Source organism: Streptomyces sp. 1114.5, from assembly GCF_003635085.1.
GTDB lineage: Bacteria > Actinomycetota > Actinomycetes > Streptomycetales > Streptomycetaceae > Kitasatospora.
On record NZ_RBXE01000002.1, the window covers coordinates 1,660,005 to 1,683,667 of the forward strand.

The 23,663-nt window shown below is 72.6% G+C and carries 22 protein-coding genes; 18 read left to right on the forward strand and 4 right to left on the reverse strand.

Features of this window, described 5'->3' with window-relative positions:
* Positions 1–30: 30 nt before the first annotated feature.
* Genes BX285_RS30525 through BX285_RS30540 form a run of 4 tightly spaced genes read left to right on the forward strand, consistent with a single transcriptional unit; the run spans position 31 to position 3,702 of the window.
* Positions 31–1,287 (forward strand): aspartate aminotransferase family protein, encoded by a 1,257-nt coding sequence (locus BX285_RS30525; protein WP_121178872.1) that lies wholly within the window; start codon positions 31–33, stop codon positions 1,285–1,287.
* Positions 1,288–1,321: 34 nt separating this feature from the next.
* On the forward strand, positions 1,322–2,185 hold the full coding sequence (locus BX285_RS30530; RefSeq protein ID WP_121178873.1) for a TauD/TfdA family dioxygenase: 864 nt from the start codon (positions 1,322–1,324) through the stop codon (positions 2,183–2,185).
* Positions 2,173–2,940, forward strand: a complete 768-nt coding sequence (locus BX285_RS30535; protein WP_121178874.1) for an SDR family oxidoreductase — start codon at positions 2,173–2,175, stop codon at positions 2,938–2,940. The genes BX285_RS30530 and BX285_RS30535 overlap by 13 nt, the downstream gene beginning before the upstream one ends.
* A 3-nt stretch (positions 2,941–2,943) precedes the next feature.
* Positions 2,944–3,702, forward strand: a complete 759-nt coding sequence (locus tag BX285_RS30540; RefSeq protein WP_121178875.1) for a methyltransferase domain-containing protein — start codon at positions 2,944–2,946, stop codon at positions 3,700–3,702.
* A gap of 60 nt (positions 3,703–3,762) precedes the next feature.
* On the opposite strand, the gene BX285_RS30545 is transcribed toward BX285_RS30540, so the two are convergent.
* Positions 3,763–4,485, reverse strand: coding sequence for a Tat pathway signal sequence domain protein (locus BX285_RS30545; protein WP_183107253.1), 723 nt, complete (start codon positions 4,483–4,485; stop codon positions 3,763–3,765).
* 172 nt (positions 4,486–4,657) lie between these two features.
* Here BX285_RS30545 and BX285_RS30550 point away from each other — a divergent pair, with 172 nt between their 5' ends.
* The 3 genes from BX285_RS30550 to BX285_RS30560 all read left to right on the forward strand — a co-directional run bounded on the left by BX285_RS30550 (position 4,658) and on the right by BX285_RS30560 (position 7,180).
* Positions 4,658–5,410: a maleylpyruvate isomerase family mycothiol-dependent enzyme gene (locus BX285_RS30550; protein ID WP_121178877.1), complete on the forward strand. Its 753-nt coding sequence runs from the start codon at positions 4,658–4,660 to the stop codon at positions 5,408–5,410.
* A 242-nt stretch (positions 5,411–5,652) separates the two neighbouring features.
* Positions 5,653–6,210 (forward strand): AAA family ATPase, encoded by a 558-nt coding sequence (locus BX285_RS30555; RefSeq protein ID WP_097234939.1) that lies wholly within the window; start codon positions 5,653–5,655, stop codon positions 6,208–6,210.
* Positions 6,211–6,262: 52 nt separating this feature from the next.
* On the forward strand, positions 6,263–7,180 hold the full coding sequence (locus BX285_RS30560) for an NAD-dependent protein deacetylase (RefSeq protein WP_121178878.1): 918 nt from the start codon (positions 6,263–6,265) through the stop codon (positions 7,178–7,180).
* 36 nt (positions 7,181–7,216) lie between these two features.
* Here the strand turns inward: BX285_RS30560 and BX285_RS30565 are convergent, their stop codons facing one another.
* A complete protein-coding gene (locus BX285_RS30565) occupies positions 7,217–7,858 on the reverse strand; it encodes a hypothetical protein (RefSeq protein WP_121178879.1) in 642 nt (213 codons plus the stop codon).
* Between the two features lie 256 nt (positions 7,859–8,114).
* On the opposite strand from BX285_RS30565, the gene BX285_RS30570 reads away from it, so the two are divergent.
* The 7 genes from BX285_RS30570 to BX285_RS30600 all read left to right on the forward strand — a co-directional run bounded on the left by BX285_RS30570 (position 8,115) and on the right by BX285_RS30600 (position 15,613).
* On the forward strand, positions 8,115–9,053 hold the full coding sequence (locus BX285_RS30570; RefSeq protein ID WP_097234936.1) for a hypothetical protein: 939 nt from the start codon (positions 8,115–8,117) through the stop codon (positions 9,051–9,053).
* A 118-nt stretch (positions 9,054–9,171) separates the two neighbouring features.
* Positions 9,172–10,059: a hypothetical protein gene (locus tag BX285_RS30575; protein ID WP_183107254.1), complete on the forward strand. Its 888-nt coding sequence runs from the start codon at positions 9,172–9,174 to the stop codon at positions 10,057–10,059.
* Between the two features lie 235 nt (positions 10,060–10,294).
* Complete coding sequence (locus tag BX285_RS30580) at positions 10,295–11,254, forward strand: TauD/TfdA family dioxygenase (protein WP_101948132.1); 960 nt, start codon at positions 10,295–10,297, stop codon at positions 11,252–11,254.
* Between the two features lie 128 nt (positions 11,255–11,382).
* Positions 11,383–12,732, forward strand: a complete 1,350-nt coding sequence (locus BX285_RS30585) for a sensor domain-containing protein (protein ID WP_257032251.1) — start codon at positions 11,383–11,385, stop codon at positions 12,730–12,732.
* Entirely contained in the window at positions 12,708–13,373 is a 666-nt protein-coding gene (locus BX285_RS30590) for a response regulator transcription factor (protein WP_257032250.1), read from the forward strand. Before BX285_RS30585 ends, BX285_RS30590 begins: the two co-directional genes overlap by 25 nt.
* A gap of 126 nt (positions 13,374–13,499) precedes the next feature.
* Positions 13,500–15,083 (forward strand): tryptophan halogenase family protein, encoded by a 1,584-nt coding sequence (locus BX285_RS30595; protein ID WP_097234933.1) that lies wholly within the window; start codon positions 13,500–13,502, stop codon positions 15,081–15,083.
* A gap of 68 nt (positions 15,084–15,151) precedes the next feature.
* A complete protein-coding gene (locus tag BX285_RS30600; protein WP_257032249.1) occupies positions 15,152–15,613 on the forward strand; it encodes a flavin reductase family protein in 462 nt (153 codons plus the stop codon).
* Between the two features lie 503 nt (positions 15,614–16,116).
* Here the strand turns inward: BX285_RS30600 and BX285_RS30605 are convergent.
* Positions 16,117–16,332 (reverse strand): MbtH family protein, encoded by a 216-nt coding sequence (locus BX285_RS30605; RefSeq protein WP_097234931.1) that lies wholly within the window; start codon positions 16,330–16,332, stop codon positions 16,117–16,119.
* Between the two features lie 53 nt (positions 16,333–16,385).
* Positions 16,386–16,922 carry a helix-turn-helix transcriptional regulator gene (locus tag BX285_RS37570; RefSeq protein WP_179852669.1) on the reverse strand — a complete coding sequence of 179 codons (537 nt, stop codon included), beginning with the start codon at positions 16,920–16,922 and terminating at the stop codon, positions 16,386–16,388.
* Positions 16,923–17,711: 789 nt separating this feature from the next.
* Between BX285_RS37570 and BX285_RS30615 the strand changes: the two genes are divergently transcribed.
* The 4 genes from BX285_RS30615 (at position 17,712) to BX285_RS30630 (ending at position 23,478) form a co-directional block, all read left to right on the forward strand.
* Entirely contained in the window at positions 17,712–18,710 is a 999-nt protein-coding gene (locus BX285_RS30615) for a methyltransferase (protein WP_121178880.1), read from the forward strand.
* Between the two features lie 58 nt (positions 18,711–18,768).
* Entirely contained in the window at positions 18,769–19,923 is a 1,155-nt protein-coding gene (locus BX285_RS30620) for a tryptophan 2,3-dioxygenase family protein (RefSeq protein ID WP_121178881.1), read from the forward strand.
* A gap of 193 nt (positions 19,924–20,116) precedes the next feature.
* Complete coding sequence (locus tag BX285_RS30625) at positions 20,117–20,875, forward strand: ABC transporter ATP-binding protein (protein WP_097234927.1); 759 nt, start codon at positions 20,117–20,119, stop codon at positions 20,873–20,875.
* Positions 20,872–23,478, forward strand: a complete 2,607-nt coding sequence (locus BX285_RS30630; protein ID WP_220783989.1) for an ABC transporter permease — start codon at positions 20,872–20,874, stop codon at positions 23,476–23,478. Before BX285_RS30625 ends, BX285_RS30630 begins: the two co-directional genes overlap by 4 nt.
* The last annotated feature ends 185 nt before the right edge of the window (positions 23,479–23,663 follow it).

The window sequence follows — 23,663 nt, forward strand, 5'->3', positions numbered from 1 at the left end:
AAAGCAGGACCCAGCGTGAAGGCAGGATCCGTGACCCAGCTCTCCCCGATGCTCAAGCAGGCCACCCCGGTCGTCGCCGTGCGCGGCGAGGGCCTTCACCTCTACGACGCCGACGGCCGCCGCTACCTCGACTTCACCTCCGGCGTGGGGGTGACCAGCACCGGCCACTGCCACCCGCGGGTGGTGGAGGCCGTCCGTGAGCAGGCCGGCCGGCTGATCCACGGGCAGTACACCACCGTGCTGCACGACCCGTTGCTCACCCTCACCGGGCGGCTCGGCGAGGTGCTGCCGCCCGGCCTGGACTCGCTGTTCTACGCCACGGCCGGCACCGAGGCGGTGGAGGCGGCGCTGCGGCTCGCCCGGCACGCCACCGGGCGGCAGAACGTGATCGTCTTCGAGGGTGCCTTCCACGGCCGCACCATGGGCGCGGCCTCGCTCACCACGGCCGGCACCCGGTTCCGGGCGGGCATCGGCCCGCTGATGCCCGGGGTCGCGGTGGCGCCGTTCCCGGCCGCGTTCCGGCTGGGGCTGTCCGAGGAGGAGGCGGTCGCGTTCGCGCTGCGCGGGCTGGACGAGGTGTTGGCCACCGCCTCCGCGCCCGCCGAGACGGCGGCGATGTTCGTCGAGCCGGTGCTCGGCGAGGGCGGCTACGTGCCCGCCCCGGCCGGCTTCCTGGCCGGGCTGCGCGAGCGCGCGGACCGGCACGGGATCCTGCTGGTGGTGGACGAGGTGCAGAGCGGCTTCGGCCGCACCGGCCGGTTCTGGGCCCACCAGTACGAGGACGGCGTCCGGCCCGACGTCCTGATCACCGCGAAGGGCCTGGCCAGCGGCTTCCCGCTGTCCGCGATCGCCGCGCCGGCCGCCCTGATGGGCCGCGCCTGGCCCGGCTCGCAGGGCGGCACGTACGGCGGGAACCCGGTGGCCTGCGCCGCCGCCCTGGCCACCCTGGACGTGCTGCGCGAGGAGCGGCTGGTCGAGAACGCGGCCGAGCAGGGCGCGCGGCTGCTGGCCGGGCTGCGGGCCGTCGCCGACGGGGCGCCCGGGATCGCCGACGTCCGGGGCCTCGGGCTGATGGCCGCCAGCGAGTTCTGCCGCCCGGACGGCTCCCCGGACCCGGAGACCGCCCGGAGGGTCCAGCAGGCGGCGGCCGAGCACGGGCTGCTGCTCCTGCTCTGCGGGATCCACCTCAACGTGGTCCGGATGATCCCCGCGCTGGTGGTCACGGCCGGGCAGGTCGACGAGGCGCTGGAGCTCTGGGCGAAGGCCGTCGCGGCCGGGAGCCGCTAGGGAGACCGGCAGCGGTCGGCGAGGAGGAGGAGACATGGATGCGGTGACCGAAATCGGCTGGAGCAGCCTGGAGTTGGCGGCGCGGCGGCACTTGTGGTCGCTCCCGCTGGGGGAGGTGGAGCGCCGGCTGCTGTGGGCCGACGCGCTGGCCGGACGGTGGGGTGCGGCCGAGCCGGTGCGGGCCAGGCTGCGGGACTTCGTGCGGGACGCCGTCGCCTCGGTCGGCATCACCCACATCGGCGGGCTGGTGGACCCGGCGCACCCGGAGGAGCGGATCACCGAGGTGCTGTCCTTCCTGCTGGCGGACTACGGCCGGATCGTGCCGCAGAACGGGCGCGGCGACCTCACCTCCGTGCTGCACGACCAGGACGGCGACGGCAACACCGAGCTCGGCTTCCACTGCGACACCTGCGACCTGCTCGTCCTGCTCTGTCTGCGGCCCGCCTTCGACGGCGGCGGGTTGACCAAGCTGGCGAGCGCGCGGCACGTCCACGACCTGATCGAGCGGGAGCGGCCGGACGCCCTCGCCACCCTCTGTGAGGACTGGACCTTCGACCGGACCGGCCGGGCCGGCCCGCAGGTGGTGGTCACCCCGATCCTCTACCACCAGAAGGAGGGCACGGTCGGCTGCTACTACCAGACCCGCACCGTCCGCTCCTCCCCGGACCGCGGCGGACCGGAGTTGACGGACCGTCAATGGGAAGCGCTGGGCGTGCTGGACGAGGTGCTGTACCGGCCGGAGATCGCCTTCGGGCTGCCGATGGCCGCCGGCGACCTGCTGATCATCCGCAACAGCCGGGTACTGCACGGCCGTTCGCCGTACGTCGACGAACCCGGGCCGTACGCCCGGCGGATGCTGCGGATCTGGGTCAACGAGGGGGACACATGGGCGCGTTGAGCGAACCGCACGGACGGGTGGCGATCGTCACCGGCGGGGGCAGCGGTCTCGGCCGGGCCTCGGCACTGGCCCTGCTCGCGGCCGGCTGGACCGTCGCCGTGGCCGGGCGCCGCAAGGACGCGCTGGAGGAGACCGCCGTCCTCGCCGGCCCGGCCGGCTCCCGGGTGCTGGCCGTCCCGACCGACATCCGCAGCCCGCAGGAGGTCGCCCGGCTCTTCGACACCGTCCAGGACCGGTACGGGCGGCTGGACCTGCTGTTCAACAACGCCGGCGCGGCGGCCCCGCGCCGGCCGATCGCCGAGACCCCGTTCGAGGACTGGAACCGGGTGCTGGACACCATCGTCACCGGCGGCTTCCTCTGCGCCCGCGAAGCCTTCCGGGTGATGAGCACCCAGACCCCGCAGGGCGGGCGGATCATCAACAACGGCGCGCCGTCGGCGTACGTGCCGCGCCCCAACTCCATTGCGTACACGGCCGCCAAGCACGCCGTCCTCGGGCTCACCAAGGTGCTCGCCCTGGACGGCCGCCCGTACGGCATCTCCTGCGGGCAGATCGACGTCGGCAACGTCACCCCCGTCGACGGCTCGCCGCAGCCCGCGGCGATGCAGGCCGACGGGACGACGGCGGTGGAGGCGACCATCCCGGTGGAGCGCTTCACCGAGGCCCTGCTGCTGATGGCCGCGCAGCCGCCGGACACCACCATCCAGTCCCTGGTGGTGCTTCCGACCACCATGCCGTTCGTCGGGAGGGGTTGAGCCGTGCTGGTCAGCGCACGCTCCTTCGAGGAGTACCGGGCGATGTTCGCGCTCACCGACCGCGACCTGGCCGGCCGGCGGGTCCTGGACTGCCCCGGCGGCGCGGCGAGCTTCGTCGCCGAAGCCGGGCGCCGGGGCATCGACGCCGTCGCCGTCGACCGCCAGTACGCGTACCACCGGGGGGAGTTGGGCCTGCTGGTGGAACGCGAGACGGCGTTCAAGCGGGAGCTGCTGGTGCAGGAGACGGCCGGCTACCCGTCGAGCTGGTACGCCGACGTGGACGACCTGATCCGCCAGTGGACCGCCAACGCCCGGGACTTCCGGGCCGACATCGCCGCCCGCCCGGACCGCTACGTCGCCGGCTCGCTGCCCGAACTCCCCTTCGCCGACGACTCGTTCGACCTGGTGCTCAGCTCGCACCTGATCTTCTCCTACGGCAACCGGCTGGACGAGGAGTTCCACCGGGCGGCGCTGCTGGACCTGGCCCGGGTGGCCCGCCGGGAGGTGCGGCTGTTCCCGCTGATGGTGTACGACACCGGCGTCCGGTACCCGGGCGTGGAGCGGCTGCGCGAGGAGCTGGCGGTCCTCGGGATCCCGAGCCGGGTGCAGCGGGTGGCGTACGAGTTCCAGCCGGGGGACGACGAGATGCTGGTGCTCTCCTGCGCGGACCACCGGGCCCCGGCCCGGCCGGTGCGCAGGGCGGTCGCCGTCGAGGACCGGGTGCGCTGGCGGCACCGGGAGGGTGTGCCCTCGGGGTCCTGACCGGCCACCGCCCCGGCCGGCCGGTGCCTGCGCCAGGCACCCGCCGGCCGGGGCCGCAGGTCAGTTGACGTACACCGCCGGGCTGCCCGGCTGCGAGGTGTCCGTGACCGGGCCGTACGTCGCGGAGAAGTACCCGTCGGCGGGGCAGAGGGACGAGCCGCCGCTCTTGGCGAAGTGCTCGGTGCGGAACGCCAGGCTGTGCGCGCTGTTGTCGGCGCTGCCGGTGAACGCGCCGCTGAGCTGGTAGGAACAGGTGATGGTGCCGAACCAGCTGTTGAGGACGGCGGTGGCCTGGATCGTCCCGGCCGAGCCGCCGCCGAGGGTGACCGGCAGCCCCGGGGTGTCGGAGACGGTCAGGGCATAGGGGAGGTTGCTGACGGTCAGGCTGCGCACCGAGGTGACGCCGGTGACGTTGCTGGTGCAGGAGCCGAAGGTCAGCCCGGTCAGCGATGCGGTGGCCGAGCCCGGGGCCGCCGGGTTGGTCTGCACCGAGGCCGCGAGCGCGGAGGTGGCACAGGTGACACCGGTGGTGCTGGTCGCGGTCGAGTAGAAGGTGGCGACCGTGCCCCCGGCCAGCGGTGCGGCGAGCGCATCGCCGGGGGCGACGCCCGTGCCGCCCGCGCTGCCGGCGGTGAGTACCGGAGCGGCGGCGACGGCCCGGGGTGCCGCGGCGGCGGGCACCGCGACGACGGCGAGCGCGGTGGCGGCGGCGAGGGCAGCGACGGCGGCCGCGGGGACGGCGGAGGGGACGGCGAGGTGGCGGCTGGAACGGCTGAAACGCATGGGAAAGCCTCTTCCTCGGTGAGGGGCGAGAAGACGACCTTTCGCTGCTCCCGTGATGCGGTGGGGGGACCGGGGGAGCTGACTACGTTTTAGGACCGTGACCGTGGGTCGTCAAGGCGCTGCGCGGAACTTGCTGACAATTAGTCAACAAGACTGCCGTAGGGTACGGGCCGTGACGCCCACCACCGAGCCCACCCGCGCCGAACTCGCCGCCCTGCTCGCCGACGTGCGCGGCTCCGCCGGGCGGCTGGTCGCCGCCGTCGGCGGGCTGAACGATCGCGGCGCCCGGGAGGCGTCCGCACTGCCCGGGTGGAGCCGCGCCCACGTCCTCACCCACCTGGCGCGCAGCGCGGACGCGTACCGGTGGCTGCTGGCCCTGGCCCGGACCGGTGTCGAGCCCGGGCCCCGGGCCGATGCGGCCGCGTTGGAGCGCGCGCTGCGGGAGGGGGCCGGGCGCGGGGCTGCCGACCTGGTCGAGGACGTGCGGCGCAGCCTGGACGGTCTGCTCGACGAGGCGGCGGCGATGCCGGCCGAGCGCTGGCCCACCCTGGTATCGGCCCTCGCGGGGTGGCGGCACCCCGCCTGGTTCACGCTCCACCGGGCCCGGCGGGAGCTCGAAACCCACCACGTCGACCTGAACCTCGGCTACGGGACGGCCGATTGGTCCGCCGACTACGTCGCCTGGGCACTGGACGCGACCGTCGCTGCCCTGGCCGCGCACGGCTTTCCCGTCGGCCGGCTGGAGGCCACCGACCTCGGGCGCGCCTGGACGCTCGGAGCGAGCGGCCCCGTCGTCACCGGCCCTGGGCACCTGCTGCTCGGCTGGCTCGCCGGCCGCGGCCCGGCCCCGGAGGGCGTCGGCCCGTCGGTGCCGCCGCCGTGGCCGCTGCCGCCGGCACCCGGCTGGGGCCGGGACGGCGGCTGAGGGCGGACCGGCTCCGGGGTCACCGCCCCGACTGCCCCCGCCGGCCGCGCCAGGTCTCCTGCGCCAGGTCTCCCGCGCCAGGTCTGCCGGGCCAGGACTCCCAGGCCGGGCCGCCCGTTCTGCCGCCCGAGGGTAGGGTGGGTGACGAACCGATCAACATCCGTACGGTTCCGTCAAGTTGGCCGGATCGCGGCCCCGTCGGCGGCGTCCGGCGGGGAGCAACCGGAGGAAGCCGGGGCACGATGCGACGTCCGACACTGGTGGCCGTCAGCGGCCCGCCCGGCGCGGGCAAGACCACGCTGGCGCACGCCCTGGCCGACGCGCTCGACTGGCCGCTGGTCTGCCGGGACGAGATCAAGGAGCGCATGGTTGCCGCCACCGAGCCCGCCGCCGCCACCGAGCCCGCCGGGGACCCGGACCTGAGGACACTGCACGCCTTCTTCCGCACCATCGGTGAACTCCTCGGGGCCGGCCGGAGCCTGGTTGCCGAGGCGGCCTTCCAGGACCGCCTCTGGCGTCCGGGTCTGGAAGCGCTCACGGAGTCGGCCGAGCTGCGCGTCGTGCGCTGCGTCGTCGATCCGGACCGCGCCCGGCTGCGCATCGCCCGCCGGTCCGCGGACCTGCCCTCGCGCGCCGCACACGCGGACGCCGCACTGCTGCGGCGCATCGCGGCGGGGGAGCGGCCGATCGAGTCGTGGGTGCCGATCGCGCTCGACGCCCCCTGCCTGGTCGTGGACACCACCGAGGGGTGGGAGCCGCCCCTGGCGCGGATCGTCGGCTTCGCCGCGGGTGCGCCGTAGCGCTGCCCCGGTGCCGCCCCCGCCGCCCGCGGCCGGCGTTACCCTCGGCGGTATGGACGGGTCGGAGACCTCGGCAACCTCGGCAGTTTCGGAGCACCCGGAGACCGTCGCCCCGGAGACCGTCGCCCCGGAAGCGTCGCGGAGCCCGGCGGGCGTGGCGGAGCTCGTCGGGCTGCTGGACCGGCGCGGAGCGGTGGTGCTGAGCGGCGCGGGCCTGTCCACCGAGTCCGGCATCCCGGACTACCGCGGGGCCACCGGGCGCCGCCGCAGCGGCACCCCGATGACCTACCAGGAGTTCACCGGCAGCGAGGCCGCCCGGCGCCGCTACTGGGCCCGGAGCCACACCGGCTGGCCGCTGTTCGCCCGGGCCCGGCCCAACGCGGGCCACCACGCGGTGGAGCGGCTGCGCCGGTCGGGGTACGTCACGGGGGTCATCACCCAGAACGTCGACGGCCTCCACCGCGTGGCCGGGACCAGGGAGGCGGTGGAGCTGCACGGCGGGCTCGACCGGGTGGTCTGCCTGGACTGCCGGCGGACCAGCTCCCGGGCCGAACTCGACCAGCGCCTGGAGGAGTTGAACCGGGGGTTCCGCCGCGCCGGGGCCGTCCTGCGCCCGGACGGCGATACGCAGTTGGCGCCGGAGCTGGTGGCGGGGTTCCGGGTCGCGCCCTGCGCGGACTGCGGGGGCGTGCTCAAGCCGGACGTGGTCTTCTTCGGCGAGAACGTGCCGGTCGCCCGGGTCGACCGCTGCTACGAGCTGGTCGACGCCGCCGGGGCGCTGGTGGTCCTCGGTTCCTCGCTCACGGTCCTGTCGGGCCTGCGTTTCGTCCGCCGCGCCGCCCGCGCCCGGCTGCCGGTCGCCATCGTCAACCAGGGCCCCACCCGCGGCGACGACCTCGCGGCGCTGCGGCTCGACCTCCCGCTGGGCCCGACCATGGCCGAGGCCGCCCGGCTGCTGGGCGCGGACTGAATCCTCCGCCCTCTGCCTCTCGACCCCGCCCGCCCGTCACGGCCGCCCCGGCACCCACAGCGGTGCCGGCCCGCCCCGCGGCATGGCGCGCGCCGCGTCCTCCTCCAGCCACCCGGCGACCCGCTCCGGATCGCCCTCGCACAGCTCCACCAGCGCGGCCGCCGCGATCCGGGTGCAGCCCAGCACCAGCGCGAGGGTGTCCCGGCGGCGGTGCCGGTCCCGGACGTACGCCTCGACCCGCTCCTCGATGCGCCGGTCGTGGTCCGCCGCGGCCCCGGCGGCCGCCGCCTGGACGCCGTGCCAGACCAGGGTCAGTGCGCAGGGCTCGGCCGGGTGCGCGAGGTCGTCCCGGTGGGCCTGCTCGCGAGCCTCCGCCGACCGGCGGCCCAGCCACTCCAGCGCCGTCGGCTCGTCCCCCGCGCAGGACCGTACGACCAGGTCCGCGGCCCGGCCGACGACGGCCCGCAGCACCGCGGGCGCCGGCACCCGCAGGCCGGGCGCCGCCGGGTCGCCGAAGGCCAGCCAGGCGTCCGCGTAGGAGGCAGCCCTCAGGCCTCCCACCCAGCCCGGCGCCCCGGCGGCCGCGCCCAGCCACTCCTGTGCCCCCAGCCGGACCAGCCCGACGGCGACCAGGAGGGCCGCACCTCCGTCCAGCCCCAGCAGTCGTCCACTGCGCATCGCACACCCCCACCTGCGGTCATCACCCCGTGACCCGCACATCCCACCACACCAGGACGGGAACGAACTAGACAGGGCCACGTCACAAATCGGAGCCGATGTCGCGCGGCACGCCGCGTCCGGCCGCGCGGGAGGGGCGACCGACCGGGGGATGTTCCCGTCGGCGTGGCGGCCGGTCGGGGGCGGCGCTCCGTCAGGAGTGTTCTGCTGACGGGCAGGCGACCACCGCCGACCCCGTCGATCAAGGAGAGAGCCCATGCCCCGCCTGCTCGTCCCCGCGGCCTGCGCCGCCCTGGCCCTGCTGGCGGCGACCCCGGCCGTCGCCGTCGCCCCGCCGCTGTCCGCCCCGCGGATCATCGCCCACTTCGACCTGGCCAAGGGCCAACAGCCCGAGAACATCGCCCTCGAACCGGACGGCTCCGCCGACCTCACCCTGTCCTTCGCCCGGCAGATCGGCCGGGTCGACCCGGCCGGGCAGCTCACCGTCCTCGCCACCCTGCCCGCCCCCGCCACCCCCGCCACCCCGCTCATCGGGGCCGCGGTCGTCAGCGGCATCGTCCGCGCCCACGACGGCACCCTCTACTTCGGCTACGCCACCGGCACCGCCGACCTCCAGGGCATCTGGCGGCTCTGCCCCGGCGGCACCCCCGAGCGGATCGCCGCCCTGCCCGTCACCGGCCTGCCGAACGGCCTCGGCCTCGACGAGCGCGCGGGCCGCATCTACGTCACCGACTCCGCGCTCGGCGTGGTGCACGTGGTCCCGGTGGACGGCGGCACCGCCACGACCTGGTCCGACGACGCCCTGCTCAAGCCCGTCAGCGCGTTCGGCGCCAACGGCCTCAAGCTGCACGACTGCGCCGTCTGGGTGACGAACACCGACACCGGCAACCTGCTGCGCATCCCCATCGGCGAGGACGGCACCGCCGGGCCGGCCGAGGTCCGCGCCGGCGGCCTGCCGGGTGTGGACGACTTCGCCTTCACCGGGCACGGCGACGCCCTGATCGCCGCCCTGAACACGAGGAGCGAGGCCGTCTACGTCGAGCCGGACGGCAGCCACCACACCGTGCTCACCGCCGCCGACGGCCTGTCCAACCCGACCTCGGTCGCCGTCCGGGGCGACACCGTCTACGTGCCGAGCGCGGCCTACTTCACCCACACCGACCCCAACCTGCTGCTCGCCGACCTGCAGCGCTGACCAGCCGCGTCCATCCCCCGGCGGCCCCCGCCCGCCGCCCGCCCCGGTGCGGGCGGCGGGAGGGGGCCGACGGCGTGCCAGCCGGTACCGCGCGGGGTCCGGACCGTACGGTCGGTGCATGATCGTCGGGCTGTTGTCTGCTCTGCTGGCCGCGTTGCTCACCGGCTCGGCCACCGTCCTGCAGGCGGTCGGCGCCCGCCGCGCCGCCACCGCCGGGCCGGAAACGAGGCCCGAAGCGGGGCCGGAAGCGCGGCCGGCGCCGGAGGCGGGGGAGGCCGCGGCGTTGGCCGGGGCGCTGCGGCAGTGGCCGTTCCTGGTGGGGGTCGGGATGGACATGTGCGGCTTCGCCGCCGAACTCGTCGCCCTGGAACGCCTGCCGCTCTACGCGGTCGAGGCCGCGCTGGCCTCCGCGCTCGCCGTGACGGCCGTCGGGGCGGCCCGGGTGCTGCGGGTGCGGCTGCGCGGCAGCGAGTGGGCGGGGGTGGCGGCGGTCTGTGCGGGGCTGTGCCTGCTGGCGCTCACCGCCGGGCGGGACGGGCGCGGCACGGGTGACGACGCCCTGAGGCTGGGCGTGCTGCTGGTCGCGGTGGGGCTGCTCGGCGCGGGCTGGGCGGCGGTGCGGTACGGCCGGGCCCGCCGCGCGCCGCTGCTCGGGTTCGTGGCGGGCCTGCAGTTCGGGGTGGTCGGGGTGGCGGTGCGGGTGCTGCCCGAGCCGCGGCTGCCGGACCTGCTGGCGGAGCCCTCGGCGTACGCCGTCGCGGTGGCCGGGCTGGGCGGCTTCGCCGCACTGACCTGGGCGATGCAGCACGGTTCGGTGACCTCCGCGACGGCGGCGATGGTGCTGGGCGAGACGGTCGGCCCGGCCGTGGTCGGGGTGCTGGTGCTCGGCGACCACACCCGGCACGACCTGGCCCCGCTCGCCGTCCTCGGCTTCGTGGCCGCGGTGGCCGGAGCGCTGACCCTGGCCCGCTTCGGCGACGCCGAGCAGCCGGCCGTGACGGCCTGAGCGGCCTGAGCGGCGATGGCCTGAGCGGGACGGCCTGAGCGGGGTCGGCCTGAGCCGCGACTGCCTGAGCAGCGACGACCCGGCCCTGACGTGCCGCGCGTCGTCCGTGCCCTGACCGAGCTGTTTCACCCGTCGGTCAAGGTCATGGCTGTGCACCGGAGCATTCGAGAAGGTCGACCGGGCACGTTCATCAGCAGCAAACTCCGTCGCCCGGCGGAACGGAAGGATGGTTCGCGTGAAAAGGCTCGTCCTCGAACCCAACGAGAGCAGGCAGATCGATTGGCTGGTCGACGAGGTGCTCGACGAGTACGGCCCGTGGGATCCGGCCGAGTTCCTCCCGCACGCCCGGATGGTGGCGGAGTCGCTGCCGATCCGGGTCCGCCAGTTCTTCCGGCGGGTGCAGTCGGACGAGACGGACGTGGCGGTGGTGTCCGGGCTGCCGCTGAGCCAGGACCTGGAGCCGACGCCGACCGGCTGGGACATGGCGCTGAAGACCGGCGCCGGCCTGCGCGAGGAGGTCGTGCTCACCCTCCTCAGCGCCGGTCTCGGTGAGCCGTTCGCCTGGGGCGACCAGCAGAACGGCCGTATCGTGCACGACGTCTGCCCGGCGCCCGGCAAGGAGACCTCGGAGACCAGCGGCAGCAGCACGGCCCCGCTGTCGCTGCACACCGAGGACGCCTTCCACCAGTGCCGTTGCGACTACGTGGCGCTGTACTGCCTGCGCAACCAGGAGCAGGTCGGCACCACCGTGGTGCGCGCCGACAAGCTCGACCTGCCGGCCCGGCTGGCCGGGATCCTGTCCGAGAAGCGCTTCCACCACCGCCCCGACCAGTCGCACGTCGGCCCGCAGGGGCACTCCAGCGGCGCGGTCGACCGGGACGCGATCCTGTTCGGCCCGGCCGAGTCGCGGTACCTGCGGATCGACTTCGACGACACCTGCGCCGCGGACGAGGACGACGTCGAGGCGACGGAGGCCATCGCCGAGCTGTTCACCCACGTGACCGGCGCCCTGGAGCGGGTGGTGCTGCAGCCCGGCGACGCCATCTTCCTCGACAACTACCGCGTCATCCACGGCCGGGAGCCGTTCCAGCCGCGCTACGACGGTACGGACCGCTGGCTGAAGCGGGTCAACCTGATCCGCGACATCCGCAAGGTGTACACGGCGACCGAGTCCCGGTCCCGCGTCATCGTGTGACGTGTCCACCGGTTCCGGGGCCGTCAACCACCTTGAATCGTAGGGAAAACACCTAGCGGTGGCCTTGTGCGCCGGTGCCGGCCTGTATTGGCTTGGTACGTGGAAATCTGCACTGGTGTCACGGTTTGGTGATCTCGCAGCCGAGTGCCGACCGGCGGGCGTCCGCGAACGCGGGCCCGCCGGCCGCGGCCCCGCTGAACTGCCGGCAGGCGCTGACCCTCGGTCCGCGCCTGCTGCTCACGTCCGGCTGGCCGTGGCGGTCGCTCGGCTACCTGGCGTGCGGCGGGGCCGTCGTGTTCCTGGTCATGGCCGCGGCGATGAACGGGCTGATCTACGTCGACACCCTGCCCGACTACGCCCAGTTGATGGTGGTGGTGGTCCTCGCCGCGGCGCTCGGCATGCCGGTCGCCGCGGCGGAACGCCTGCGCCTGCGGCTCGTGGACACCGAGTGCGTCGGCAACCCGCACGTGGCGCCGGACGCGCCCGGACTGAAGGCGTGGCTGTGGCTGCGCATCGGCGAGGCCGCGACCTGGCGCGAGTTCAGCTACGCGATCGCGCTGACGGCCGTGCTGCCACTGATCGACTTCGGCGGCGTCCTGCTGGTGGGGAGCGTGGTCATCCTCATCGCCGCCCCCTTCCTGGAGCCCTTCGTCGACCTCGGCCCGCTCATCGTCTTCGGCTACTGGCACATCTCCACCCCGCTCGACCGGGTGGTGGTGGTGCTCGTCGGCCTCGTCCTGCTGCCGGCGGCGGGCTACCTGGTGACCGCGCTGGCCGCGGGCCGGGCGGCCTTCGTGCGCCTGCTGCTGGCCCCCCGCGAGTCCGAAGTCGTTGCCCGCGTCCAGGAGTTGACCCGCTCGCGGATCCGGCTGGCGGACGCCTTCGAGGCCGAGCGCAAGCGGATCGAACGCGACCTGCACGACGGTGCCCAGCAGCGCCTGGTCGGGCTGATCATGACCCTGGGCATCGTGGAGCACGGGCTGGTGGAGGAGCGCTCCGACCGTGCGGTGCTGGTGGCCAAGGCCCGCCGGGAGGCCGAGGGCGTCCTCGCCGACCTGCGGGAGCTGATCCGCGGCATCCACCCCCAACTGCTCACCGACCGCGGGGTGCCGGCCGCGGTGGCCGAGATCGCCGACCGGAGCCCGGTGCCGGTGCACGTCGACATCACCCTCGCGGAGCGGCTGGTGTCCGCCGTGGAGACGGTGGCGTACTTCGCGGTGAAGGAGGCGCTGACCAACGTGGTGAAGCACAGCGGCGCCCGTACGGCCTGGGTGACGGGCCGCCGGGAGGGGGACCGCCTGGTGCTGTGCGTCGGTGACGACGGCGTGGGCGGCGCCCGGCCCGAGGACGGCCGCGGCCTGCAGGGCCTTGCCGATCGCGTCGCCGTGGTGGGGGGCAGGCTCAAGCTGCTCAGCCCGTCCGGCGGCCCAACCGAACTAGTCGTGGAGCTGCCGTGGCGAACGCCCGATTCCGCATAGTGCTCGCCGAGGACGCGGTCCTGCTGCGAGAAGGACTCGTCGAACTGCTGGAGCGGTTCGGGCACGAGACCGTGGCCGCGGTGGGCGACAGCCGCGACCTGATCAAGGCCGTCGAGGAACACCGGCCCGACATCGTGGTGACCGACGTGCGGATGCCGCCGGACTTCAACGACGACGGGCTGCGCTCGGCGATGGACCTGCGCGGCCGCTACCCGGAGCTCGCCGTCCTGGTGCTCACGCAGTACGCCGCGACGGCGTACGCGTTCGAGCTGCTGGAGTCCGGCGAGCACTCCCGCGGCGGACTCGGCTACCTGCTCAAGGACCGGATCGGCGGGGTGGCCGAGTTCCTGGCGGCGGTCGAGTGCGTGGCCACCGGCGGCACGGTCATCGATCCCGAGGTCGTCCGGCAGCTGCTGCGGCGCGGGCAGATGAACGAGCCGCTGGGCCGGCTCTCCTCGCGCGAGCGGGAGGTGCTGGGGCTGATGGCGGAGGGGAAGACGAACGCCAACATCGCGGCGGCGCTGAGCGTCAGCCAGCCCACGGTCGCCAAGAACATCGGCAGCATCTTCCTGAAACTCGGGCTGTCCGAGGACGACGGCCACCGCCGGGTGCTGGCCGTGCTGACGTACCTGCGGTCCTGATCGCCGGGCCCGGCGACCCGGCGCTGACTGCCCAATTTCACCTGTCGGTCAAGGACGTGGCTGTGCGCCGGTGGTTCGGCGAGGCTCGACCAGACACGTTCGTCAGCAATCGACAAAGGGACCTACATGGCTAACAGCGTGGTGATCGTCGGCGGCGGTACCTCGGGCTGGATGACGGCGACCTACCTGAAGGTGGCATTCGGTGACCGGGTGGACGTCACCCTGGTGGAGTCGAAGAACGTGCCGGCGATCGGGGTGGGTGAGGCCACCTTCAGCACGATCCGGCACTTCTTCAACTACCTGGGCCTGGACGAGCGCGAGTGGATGCCCGAGTGCCACGCCACCTACAAGCTGGCGGTCCGCTTCGAGGACTGGCGCGAGCCGGGTCACGTCTTCTACCACCCCTTCGAGCGCAACCGCGTGGTGGACGGCTTCGCGCTCACCGACTGGTGGGTGCAGAAGCAGCCCACCGGGCGCTTCGACCGGGACTCCTTCCTCATCGCCAACATGTGCGACACGGAGCGCTCGCCGCGCTACTACGACGGCTCGCTCTTCGACAGCACCTTCGAGCGGGGTGAGGAGTACCGCACCACCCTCACCGAGCAGAACACCCAGTTCCCGTACGCGTACCACTTCGACGCGACGCTGCTGTCGAAGTTCCTGACCCGCTTCGGCACCGAGCGCGGCGTCAAGCACGTCCTCGACGACGTGGTGGACGTGGCGCTGAACGACCGCGGCGAGATCGACCACGTCCGCACCCGCGAGCAGGGCGACCTGCACGGCGACCTGTTCGTCGACTGCACCGGCTTCCGCAGCCTGCTGGTCGCCCAGGCGCTGAAGGAGCCGTTCATCTCCTTCCAGAACCACCTGCCCAACGACAGCGCCGTGGCGCTGCGCGTGCCGGTGGACATGGCCGAGTACGGCCTGCGCCCGGCCACCACCGCGACCGCGAAGGACGCCGGCTGGATCTGGACGATCCCGCTGTTCGAGCGGCTCGGCACCGGTTACGTGTACGCCAGCGAGTACAGCACCCCGGAGGAGGCCGAGCGCACGCTGCGCGAGTTCGTCGGCCCGGCGGCGGAGAACGCCACCGCCAACCACATCAAGATGCGCATCGGCCGCAGCGAGCGCGCCTGGGTGAAGAACTGCGTCGCCATCGGCCTCTCCAACGGCTTCGTGGAGCCGCTGGAGTCCACCGGCATCTTCATCATCCAGAACGGCATCGAGCAGCTGGTCAAGAACTTCCCGGTCGGCAACGAGGACACCGACCAGCACCTGCGCAACGCCTACAACCGCCAGGCCGCGAACATCATGGACGGTCTGCGCGAGTTCATGGTGCTGCACTGGTACGCCTCGAAGCGCACCGACAACCAGTACTGGAAGGACACCAAGACCCGGGAGATCCCGGACGGTCTGGCCGAGCGCCTGGAGCAGTGGAAGGTCAAGCTGCCCGACCAGGAGTCGATCTACCCGCACTACCACGGCTTCGAGTCGTACTCCTACCGCGCGATCATCCTCGGCCTGGGCGGGCTGCCGGTGCAGCCGCTGCCCGTGCTGAGCAAGCTCGACTCCACCGCTGCGGACCGCGAGTTCCAGCTGGTGGCCGAGCAGACGGCCGCGCTGCACGAGAAGCTGCCCAGCCAGTACGAGTACTTCGCCCACCTGCACGGCCTGCCGCCGGCGCAGCGCAAGGCCGGCTCGGCGCGATGAGGGACGGCGGCTCCGCGGGGAGTTCGGCCACGGTGACGACGGTCGCTCCCGAGCAGTTCCGTTCCCTGATGTCGACGTTCCCCAGCGGTGTGGCCGTCGTGACCACGTCGGACCTCGACGGGAAGCCGTGGGGGATGACCTGCTCCTCGGTGTGCAGCGTGGCGGTGGAACCGGCGACCCTGCTGGTGTGCCTGCGGGCGGGGAGTCCCACCCTGGCGGCCATGCTGCGCCGTTCCACCTTCGCGGTGAACCTGCTGCACACCCGGGCCAGGGGGACGGCGGACCTGTTCGCCTCCGGGACTCCGCACCGGTTCGACCTGGTGCGCTGGTCGGCCGACTCGGAGGCGGCCGGCCCCCACCTGACCGACGACGCCCACTCGGTCGCCGACTGCCGGATCAGCCGGACGGTCGACGTCGGGGACCACACCGTGGTCTTCGGCGAGGTGTTCCGGGTCGAGCACCCGGAGGCGGACGACAGCTCGCCGCTGCTCTACGGGCTCCGGAAGTACTCGTCCTGGTCGGCCGTCTGACGGTCCGACTCCTGACGGTCCGCCGCCTGACGGACAGTCGATTGACGGCTAGTCGTATGACGTAGGGTCAGCAGAACCGAATCGACCGGGAGAGCCGGTCCGTGCGGGTCATCGAAGTCGATGGCTCCGCACGGACCGGCTTTTCCGCGTGCTCCCCGTGCCGTTGGGGACCACGCGATCGGTCGGCCCGTACGGGGGAACGGGTCGACCACCGGGAGAACTTCCCGGCGTGTTGTGGTGTACGTCCAGTGAACCACCGTGGGCCGGGGGAGCGCTGTAGCTCTGGTTGTAAAAAAACGGTATTGCTAGGTATACCGAGGGTCGGGTACTGAGGCCCGTCGAGTGACCCGGTCCGCCGGTCGGGCACCCGGTCCGCCCTGTCGGGCACCCGGTCCGCCCCGTCGGGCACCCGGCCGCTGCGGGAGCAAAGAGAAATCCCCCCTCCCCGGCGCAGGGCCGGGAAGGGGGGATTGTCTCAGGCCGTCGGAGGCCCGCGCTACGACTTAACGCGCGCCCATCGCCTCCTGGAGGCTCTTGGGCCGCATGTCGGTCCAGTTCGCCTCGACGTAGTCGAGCGCCGACTGCCGGTCGGTCTCGGTCAGGGCGACCGTCCAGCCGGCCGGCGTCTCGGCGAAGGACGGCCAAAGGGAGTGCTGGCCCTCGTCGTTGACCAGCACGAGGTAGGTGCCGTCCGGGTTCTCGAACGGGTTGGTGCTCATCGTGTTCCCTCCGTGGGTGGTGGTGGGCGCGTTCCCGCGCCCTGGCCGCGTTCCTAGGTCCTGGCGGAGTGCCGCTGCCGCAGCAGTGCCACGCCGAGCGGCGTCAGCGAGTGCAGTGCGGTGTTGCGCTTGCGGGCCGTGGTGACCAGTCCCGCCTTGCGCAGCACCGTGGCGTGCTTGCTGGCGCCGGCCAGGGAGATGTTCAGCCGCTGGGAGAGTTCACCGGTGGTGCAGCTCTCCGAGAGCATCTGGAGCGCGGCGGCGCGGGTGTGTCCGACCAGGGCGCTCAGCGCCTGCTCGCTGCCCGCGTTGTGGCCCCAGAACTCGGCCTCGGTGGCCGCGTCCAGGGGTACCGAGAAGACCAGGACGGGAGCCCCGCTCTCCTGGACGTCCTCCAGGACCATGCAGGCCTTGCCGGCCAGGAAGAGTGACGGGCACAGCACCAGGCCCCGCCCGTTGAGGTAGATGTCGCGATCCGGTTCTCCGGCGACCTCCAGTACCGGAGGCTTCCAGTTGAGCTTCGGGTGGAGGTTGTCCAGGAGTGCGTGCATCCCGTTGGCGATGCCGATGCGGCCGCATGAGTCGCGCACCGAGGCCATGTGACCGCGCATCTGTCGCCAGTGCGGCAGAACGGCCGCTTGGCAGAATTCGAAAAGGGTCGCCCTGACCCGCTGTCGGGCCCGGTCGTCGACCCCGAGGTCCTGACCGCCGCCCGAGTGCAGCTTGAGCAGTGGTAACAGCTCCTGCACGTCGTACCGGTCGGCCAGCTGCTCGACCTCGGCGACCCGGGTGCCCAGCTGCTCTCGTACGCTCTTGCGCCAGCCGTGGAAGCCGGCGTTTCCCTGCCTGCCGAACTGTTTGAGCGCGAATGCGCTTTCTACGACAGGCCCTAAACTTGCAATCATACTTAATTGCGCGAGGTCGTCAACCGTGAAGTGGATTCTCAAGTCCCCGTCTCCCACACACGTCAAATCTGGAGGGTCGACGTCTCGGCTCGCCACCACGATCCCCCGAGCTACGGCACGCGCTCGACGGTAGAAGTTCGCGGGAGAACCCCGCAGAACTGTGGTCACGTTCCCAAGCCGATTCGAGTCGGCCCCCCAAGTGGCGGCCCCAGTTGACCACCACTTATCAAAACAATAAGGCGGAAGTGACGACTCCAGTACGTAACGATGATCACGCTGCCACGATCTTGACAAGCAGTCGCGGCTGTCGTAAGCGTTCCGTCCCGACTCCGTCGCTGTGCGCATCCGTCCGTCCGGTGCAGGTTACGCCCGGCACGGCTCCTTGAACGACAAGGCAACTTGCTTGAGGGCCCTCGCGGGCCGCCCCTAGCTTCGTCTCGCGGAAACGGAAAGAGCGATGTGGAGAACTGACTGATGCTGCCCAGCGCGTTGGAAAAGGCCGTCTACGGCGTGTACGCGACCACCGCCATCCATCTGGCGGACAAGCACGGCGTGTTCGGGTTCCTGGTGGACCAGGCGGCACCCACCGCCGAGATCGCCGACAAGCTCGGGCTCGACGAGGAGACCCTCGACCGGCTGCTGGTCCTCCTCGACTCCTTCGGCGTCATCGACCGGAACGAGGACGGCGCCTACCTGGTCACGCCGGAGATGGCGCCCTACCTGGACCCCCGGAGCCCGCGCTCCGTCGGCGGCTTCCTCAGCCACGTGATGGGCAGCACCATCGGCCGACTGCCGCACCTGGACGGGTACCTGACGGACGGGAAGTCGGCCGTGGACGCCGCCCTGCCGGCCCCGTTCGAGGTGATGTACAAGACTCCGAAGCTCACCGAGGAGTTCCTGGCCGCCATGTGGGAGCTCACGTACGACGTGTCCCGCGAACTGGTGCCGATGGCCGGGCTGGACCAGGTCGGGCACCTGGTGGACGTCGGCGGCGCGAGCGGCCCGTTCTGCGTGGCCGCGCTGGAGGCGACCCCCGGTCTGCGCGCCACCGTGTACGAGCTGCCCGAGGTGGAGCCCTACGTGGCCGACACCGTCGAGAAGTTCGGCCTGCAGGGCCGACTGGACTTCGCCGCGGGCGACTTCCACCGCGACGAGTTCCCCGCGACCGACTGCGTCGCGTTCGGCTACATCCTGTCCGGCTGGACGGACGAAACCGGCCTGGAACTGCTGCAGAAGGCGTACCGCGCCTGCTCCGACGGCGGGCGGGTCCTGATCATGGACCGCCTGTTCGACGACGACCGCCGCGGCCCGCTGCCCACCGCGGTGATGAACCTGTCGATGCACGTCGAGGCCAAGGGCCGGCACCGCACCTCGGCGGAGTTCATCGGCCTGCTGGAGGCCGCCGGCTTCGTCGACTGCGAGGTGCACCGGTCCACGCAGGACAAGCAACTGGTCATCGGCCACAAGAGGTGAAACCTCGTGCCACGGGTCGGCGACGACCCGAGGTCCCGACCGCAGCCCTGGAGGACAGATGGAAACCGCACCGGCGACCTTGCAATTTCCGGGACGATGCGACGAGGTCGCACAGATCCAGGAGAGGGCGGGCCGCGAGGCGCTGACCGCGGGTGAGCGCGACCTGCTGACCAAGCTCTACGAAGAGGCCTACTCCGAGCAGAGTTGCGCGAGCGAGGTGATGCGGCTGCTGACCCGCTCGTTCAGCCGGGAGCCCATCCCGCAGTACTACCGCTACGCCAACCTGCACGTCTACTCGTGGTTCCTCGACCTGCACCCGACCGAGCCGGTGGCCGGCGCGGTGCTCGCCCTGGAGGCCACCCTGGCCGACCTGGACGCGGTCGAGCGCCGCGCCGCGCCGCGGCTCACCGAGGCCGACAACACCGAGGAGCGCTTACGACGGCTGGACGTCCTGCGCGAGCAGGTCCGGCAGTTGCGGGTGGAGACCGGCGGCGACACCACGGGCGGCGAGATCATCGACCGCTCGCGCGACGACGACCTGGCGCGATGGCAGGCGTCCGTCCTGACCCGCTGCTCCGGCTTCCTCGCCTCCGGCGACCACCACGAGCACATGTTCCTGCGCGCGGTGCAGGCCTGCGAGTTGGCCTTCTACCTGATCCGCTACTTCACCGTGCGGGCGCGGATGGCGATCGGGCGCGACGACGAACTGGCGAAGGCGCTGATGGCGCAGCTCACCCAGTACGCGGAACTGCCCAACCACATCTTCCACGTGCTGAAGACGCTCACCCCCGAGCTGTTCCTGGTGTTCCGCGACGCCACGGGCGAGGCCAGCGCCGTCCAGTCGCTGAACTACCACATGATGGAACTGGTCATCTACGGCTACGACGCGCGCAAGGTCGAGGCCTACACGAAGTTCGACCACCTCTACGAGCTGACCGTGCCGCCGCTGCGCTCGGTGCGTCCGCTGCGCGACGCGGTGCTGGAGGCCGGCGTTCCGGCACTGACCGAGGGCTTCGCCGAGGTCGAGCGCACGCTGCTGACCTGGCGCGGCCGGCACTACGGGTTCGGCCGCCGCTACCTGCCCGGAATGGAGGGCTCCGGCGGCACCGAAGGCGCCGGCTACCTCCGGCGGTTCGTCCACAAGGACAACCTGGTCCCGGAGCCCATCACCACCGCACCCGGACTCGACCTGCTCGGATTCGCGTTCCGCTGATTCCGGCCGTCCCACCCGCCCCGACCCGTCCCGGCACCGACCGGGACGGGTCGGGGCGATTTGGTGTCGGAATCATTCACGGCGCAGCGCCGCACACGCCCGAATTCACAATTCCTGCAAGGAGTTTCTGAGAAATTCCCTTGATCGGAGGACAGGTGGCGGCCCGCCGCGAGATCTGGGTAGGCTCCCTGACATGTCTCGTTCTGCATCCCAAGCCACACCCACTGACTGGTCGATCCGCTTAGATTCGGTGTCCAAGGTCTACGGATCGGATAAAAGCCCGGTGCAGGCGTTGGATGCGGTGAGCATCGAACTGCACCGCGGCACCTTCACCGCCGTCATGGGACCGTCCGGTTCCGGCAAGAGCACCTTCCTCAACTGCGCGGCCGGCCTGGACCGGCCGACCTCGGGCGCGGTCTGGCTCGGCGACGTCGAGCTGTCCAAGCTCGACGAGGTCCAGCTCACCGAGGTGCGCCGGGAGCGGATCGGCTTCATCTTCCAGGCCTACAACCTGCTCGGCTCGCTGACGGTGGAGGAGAACGTCACGCTGCCGCTGCGGCTCGCGGACAAGAAGATCGACCACGCGTTCCTGCGCGAGGTCCTCACCGCCGTCGGCCTCGGCGAACACCTCAAGCGGCGGCCGGCCGAACTCTCCGGCGGACAGCAGCAGCGCGTCGCGGTCGCCCGCGCGCTGATCACCCACCCGGACGCGGTGGTCGCGGACGAGCCGACCGGAGCGCTGGACTCCCGCTCCAGCAAGCAGGTCCTGGAACTGCTGCGCCACGTCGTCGACTACATGGGGCAGACGGTGCTGATGGTCACCCACGACCCGGTGGCCGCCTCGCACGCCGACTCGGTCGTCTTCCTGGCCGACGGCAAGCTCGCGGGCGAGCTGCACCGGCCCACCCCGGAGCAGGTCGCGTCCCGCATGACGCACCTGGGCGAGTGGTGATCCGGTTCATTCGGCGACTGGTCCGCCTCGTGGTGCCGTACCGCAAGGACCTGTCGCTGGCGTGGAGCACGATCAAGGGGCGCAAGGGCGGTTTCGTCGGCTCCTTCGTCGCGATCGCCGCGGGCTCGGCGGTCATCACCGCCTGCGGGATCCTCCTGATGTCCGGGCTCAGCACCGGTGTGACGCCCGAGCGTTACTCGGGCACGACGGTGGTCCTCAGCGCCGAGCAGTCGTACTGGCTGGACGAGAGCTCCGAGGTCCGCTACAGCGAGCGCGTCACCCTGCCCGCCGACAAGGTGGCCGCCGTCGCCGCGGTGCCCGGCGTCCAGTCCGCCGTCGGCGACATCGACGTCCAGGTCAGCGTGGTCACCCAGGACGGCCACACGGTGGGCGGCCCGGACGGCTTCCCGGTGTTCGGGCACGGCTGGTCCGGCGCGGCGCTCGGGCCGTTCACGGTCGGCACGGGCAAGGCGCCCTCCGCGGCCGACGAGGTCGTGCTCGACGCCGACCTCGCCGCGCGCGCCCACCTGTCGCCCGGTGCGACGGTGCGCCTCGTGGTCGGCTCGATCGCCTCCTCCTACCGCGTGGTGGGCATCGCCGAGCCGCCCGCGGGCGGCCTGGCCCGGCAGTCCGCGGTCTTCCTCACCGACGAGCAGGCGCGCAAGCTGTCCGGGCGACCCGACCGGGTGGACGCCATCGGCGTGAGCGCCGCCTCCGGCGTCGGCGCGGGGGAGTTGGCCAAGCGGATCACGGCCGCCGTCCCGGGCCTGGTGGCCCACACCGGCGCCGAACGCGGCGACGTGGAGTTCCTGGACGTGGGCGACGCCCGCAGCCTGGTGGTCGAGTCCTCCGCCTCCTTCGGCGGCACCATGGTGCTGATCGTGGTCTTCGTGGTGGCGAGCACCCTCGCGCTCTCGGTGCAGCAGCGCCGGCGCGAACTGGCCCTGCTGCGCGCCATCGGCGCGACGCCCAAGCAGATCCACTGGATGATCGGCGCCGAGATGACCCTGGTGTCGCTGGCGGGCGCCGTGGTCGGCATGATCCCCGGCATCGTCCTCGCCTTCGGGATGCGCGAGGTGTTCATCCTCGCGGACGCGATGCCCCCGGACTTCCGGATGGAGATCGGCTGGGTGCCGTTCCTCGCCTCGCTGGTGCTCTGCATGGTCAGCGCCCGGCTCGGCGGCTGGATGGTCGCGCGCCGGGTGGCCAAGGTCAGCCCGGTCGAGGCGCTGGGCGACGCCGCCATCGAACCCAAGAAGCTCGGCTGGGTCCGGCTGGCCATCGGTGTGCTGCTCATCCCGCTCGGCCTGCTGCTGACCCTCAACAACGTGGCGGTGTCGGGCGATTCGGCCGCCGACACCGCGGCGAGCGCGGTCCTGCTGTTCGTCGTCTCGGTGGGCTGCATCGGACCGCTGCTGTTCCGCGGCGCCATCGCGGTGTTCGGCAAGCGCCTGAACCGGCAGTCCACGGCGCACGGCTTCCTCGCCCAGGCCAACGCCCGGGCCAACTCCCGGCGCCTCAGCACCGCCGCCACCCCGCTCGCCATGGGGGTGACCCTGGCCGCCGTGCAGGTCTTCGGCGCCTCCACGACGATCGCGGCCTCCCAGGAGCAGATGGAGGCCGGCCTGCGCGCCGACCACGTGCTGACCGCCTCCTCCGGCGCCGGGGTCTCCCCGGAGGTCGTGGACGCGGTGCGCGGGGTGCCCGGCGTCTCCGTGGTGACCCCGGTCGCGCGGATGCAGGTGCTGCTGACCTTCCCGTCCGAGGACAGCACCGCCACCAAGGTGTACGCCGCCCAGGGCGTCACGCCCGACCGGCTCTCGGACACCATGGACCTGCAGACGATCGACGGCGACACCGCCCAACTCCAGGGCGAGACCGTGGCGTTGAGCCGGGTCGTCGCGGAGACCGTCAAGGCGAAGATCGGGAAGACGGTCGACCTGCGGCTCGGCGACGGCACCGTGGTCAAGCCGAAGGTGGTGGCCACCTACGAGCGCGGCCTCGGCTTCGGGGACGTCACCCTGCCCAACGACCTCGTCGTCGCCCACACCACCGCCCGGGTCGACGCCGCGGTGCTGGTCAAGGCCGCGGACGGGACCGACAAGAAGGCGCTCGACGGCGCACTGCGCAGCGCGCTCGACCGCTACCCGACCGTCAAGGTCGGCGACCAGGACGCGTTCCAGAGCGCGCCCGGATCGGGCGGATCCGGCGACTGGGCGCTCAACCTGTTGTTCCAGACCGTGCTGCTGGGCTACATCGCCATCGCCGTGGTGAACACCCTGGTGATGTCGACGGCGGCGCGGGTCCGCGAGTTCGCGATGCTGCAGCTCATCGGCGCCAAGCCGGACCAGATCCGCTCGATGATGAACGGCGAGGCCAGGATCGTGACCTTCTCGGCGCTGCTGTTCGGCCTGCTGGCCACGGCCCCGCCGCTGATCGGCATGAGCGAGGGCCTGACCAAGTCGCCCGTGCCCAGCGTGTCCGTCCTCGGTCTCGTCGTGATCGTGGCGATCACCGTCGCGCTCTCCTGGGGCTCGATCGCGATGGCCACCCGGTTCGCCATGCGGCCGGCGCCGGTCGACGCGATCGGCGGACGCGAGTGAGCCGACCCGCGGGCGGCTGAGGCCGCCGACCCCGCAGGCGAGGGCGCCGCCGGAGGACCGACGGCGCCCTCGGCGTTCCCGGGCCCGGTTCCGGGCCACCTCCCACGCCGCTTCCCGGCCCGCGCCCCGGATCGCCCCCACAAGATCGGTAGCCGGCAAAACGCCTGCTGACCGCCCTTCTTCGC

Coding starts and splice junctions, on each gene's coding strand:
- BX285_RS30530 (WP_121178873.1), top strand. CDS start 1,322: ATGGATGCGGTGACCGAAATCGGCTGGAGCAGCCTGGAGTTGGCGGCG.
- BX285_RS30535 (WP_121178874.1), top strand. CDS start 2,173: ATGGGCGCGTTGAGCGAACCGCACGGACGGGTGGCGATCGTCACCGGC.
- BX285_RS30545 (WP_183107253.1), bottom strand. CDS start 4,485: ATGCGTTTCAGCCGTTCCAGCCGCCACCTCGCCGTCCCCTCCGCCGTC.
- BX285_RS30555 (WP_097234939.1), top strand. CDS start 5,653: ATGCGACGTCCGACACTGGTGGCCGTCAGCGGCCCGCCCGGCGCGGGC.
- BX285_RS30560 (WP_121178878.1), top strand. CDS start 6,263: ATGGACGGGTCGGAGACCTCGGCAACCTCGGCAGTTTCGGAGCACCCG.
- BX285_RS30565 (WP_121178879.1), bottom strand. CDS start 7,858: ATGCGCAGTGGACGACTGCTGGGGCTGGACGGAGGTGCGGCCCTCCTG.
- BX285_RS30570 (WP_097234936.1), top strand. CDS start 8,115: ATGCCCCGCCTGCTCGTCCCCGCGGCCTGCGCCGCCCTGGCCCTGCTG.
- BX285_RS30575 (WP_183107254.1), top strand. CDS start 9,172: ATGATCGTCGGGCTGTTGTCTGCTCTGCTGGCCGCGTTGCTCACCGGC.
- BX285_RS30595 (WP_097234933.1), top strand. CDS start 13,500: ATGGCTAACAGCGTGGTGATCGTCGGCGGCGGTACCTCGGGCTGGATG.
- BX285_RS30600 (WP_257032249.1), top strand. CDS start 15,152: ATGTCGACGTTCCCCAGCGGTGTGGCCGTCGTGACCACGTCGGACCTC.
- BX285_RS30605 (WP_097234931.1), bottom strand. CDS start 16,332: ATGAGCACCAACCCGTTCGAGAACCCGGACGGCACCTACCTCGTGCTG.
- BX285_RS30615 (WP_121178880.1), top strand. CDS start 17,712: ATGCTGCCCAGCGCGTTGGAAAAGGCCGTCTACGGCGTGTACGCGACC.
- BX285_RS30620 (WP_121178881.1), top strand. CDS start 18,769: ATGGAAACCGCACCGGCGACCTTGCAATTTCCGGGACGATGCGACGAG.
- BX285_RS30625 (WP_097234927.1), top strand. CDS start 20,117: ATGTCTCGTTCTGCATCCCAAGCCACACCCACTGACTGGTCGATCCGC.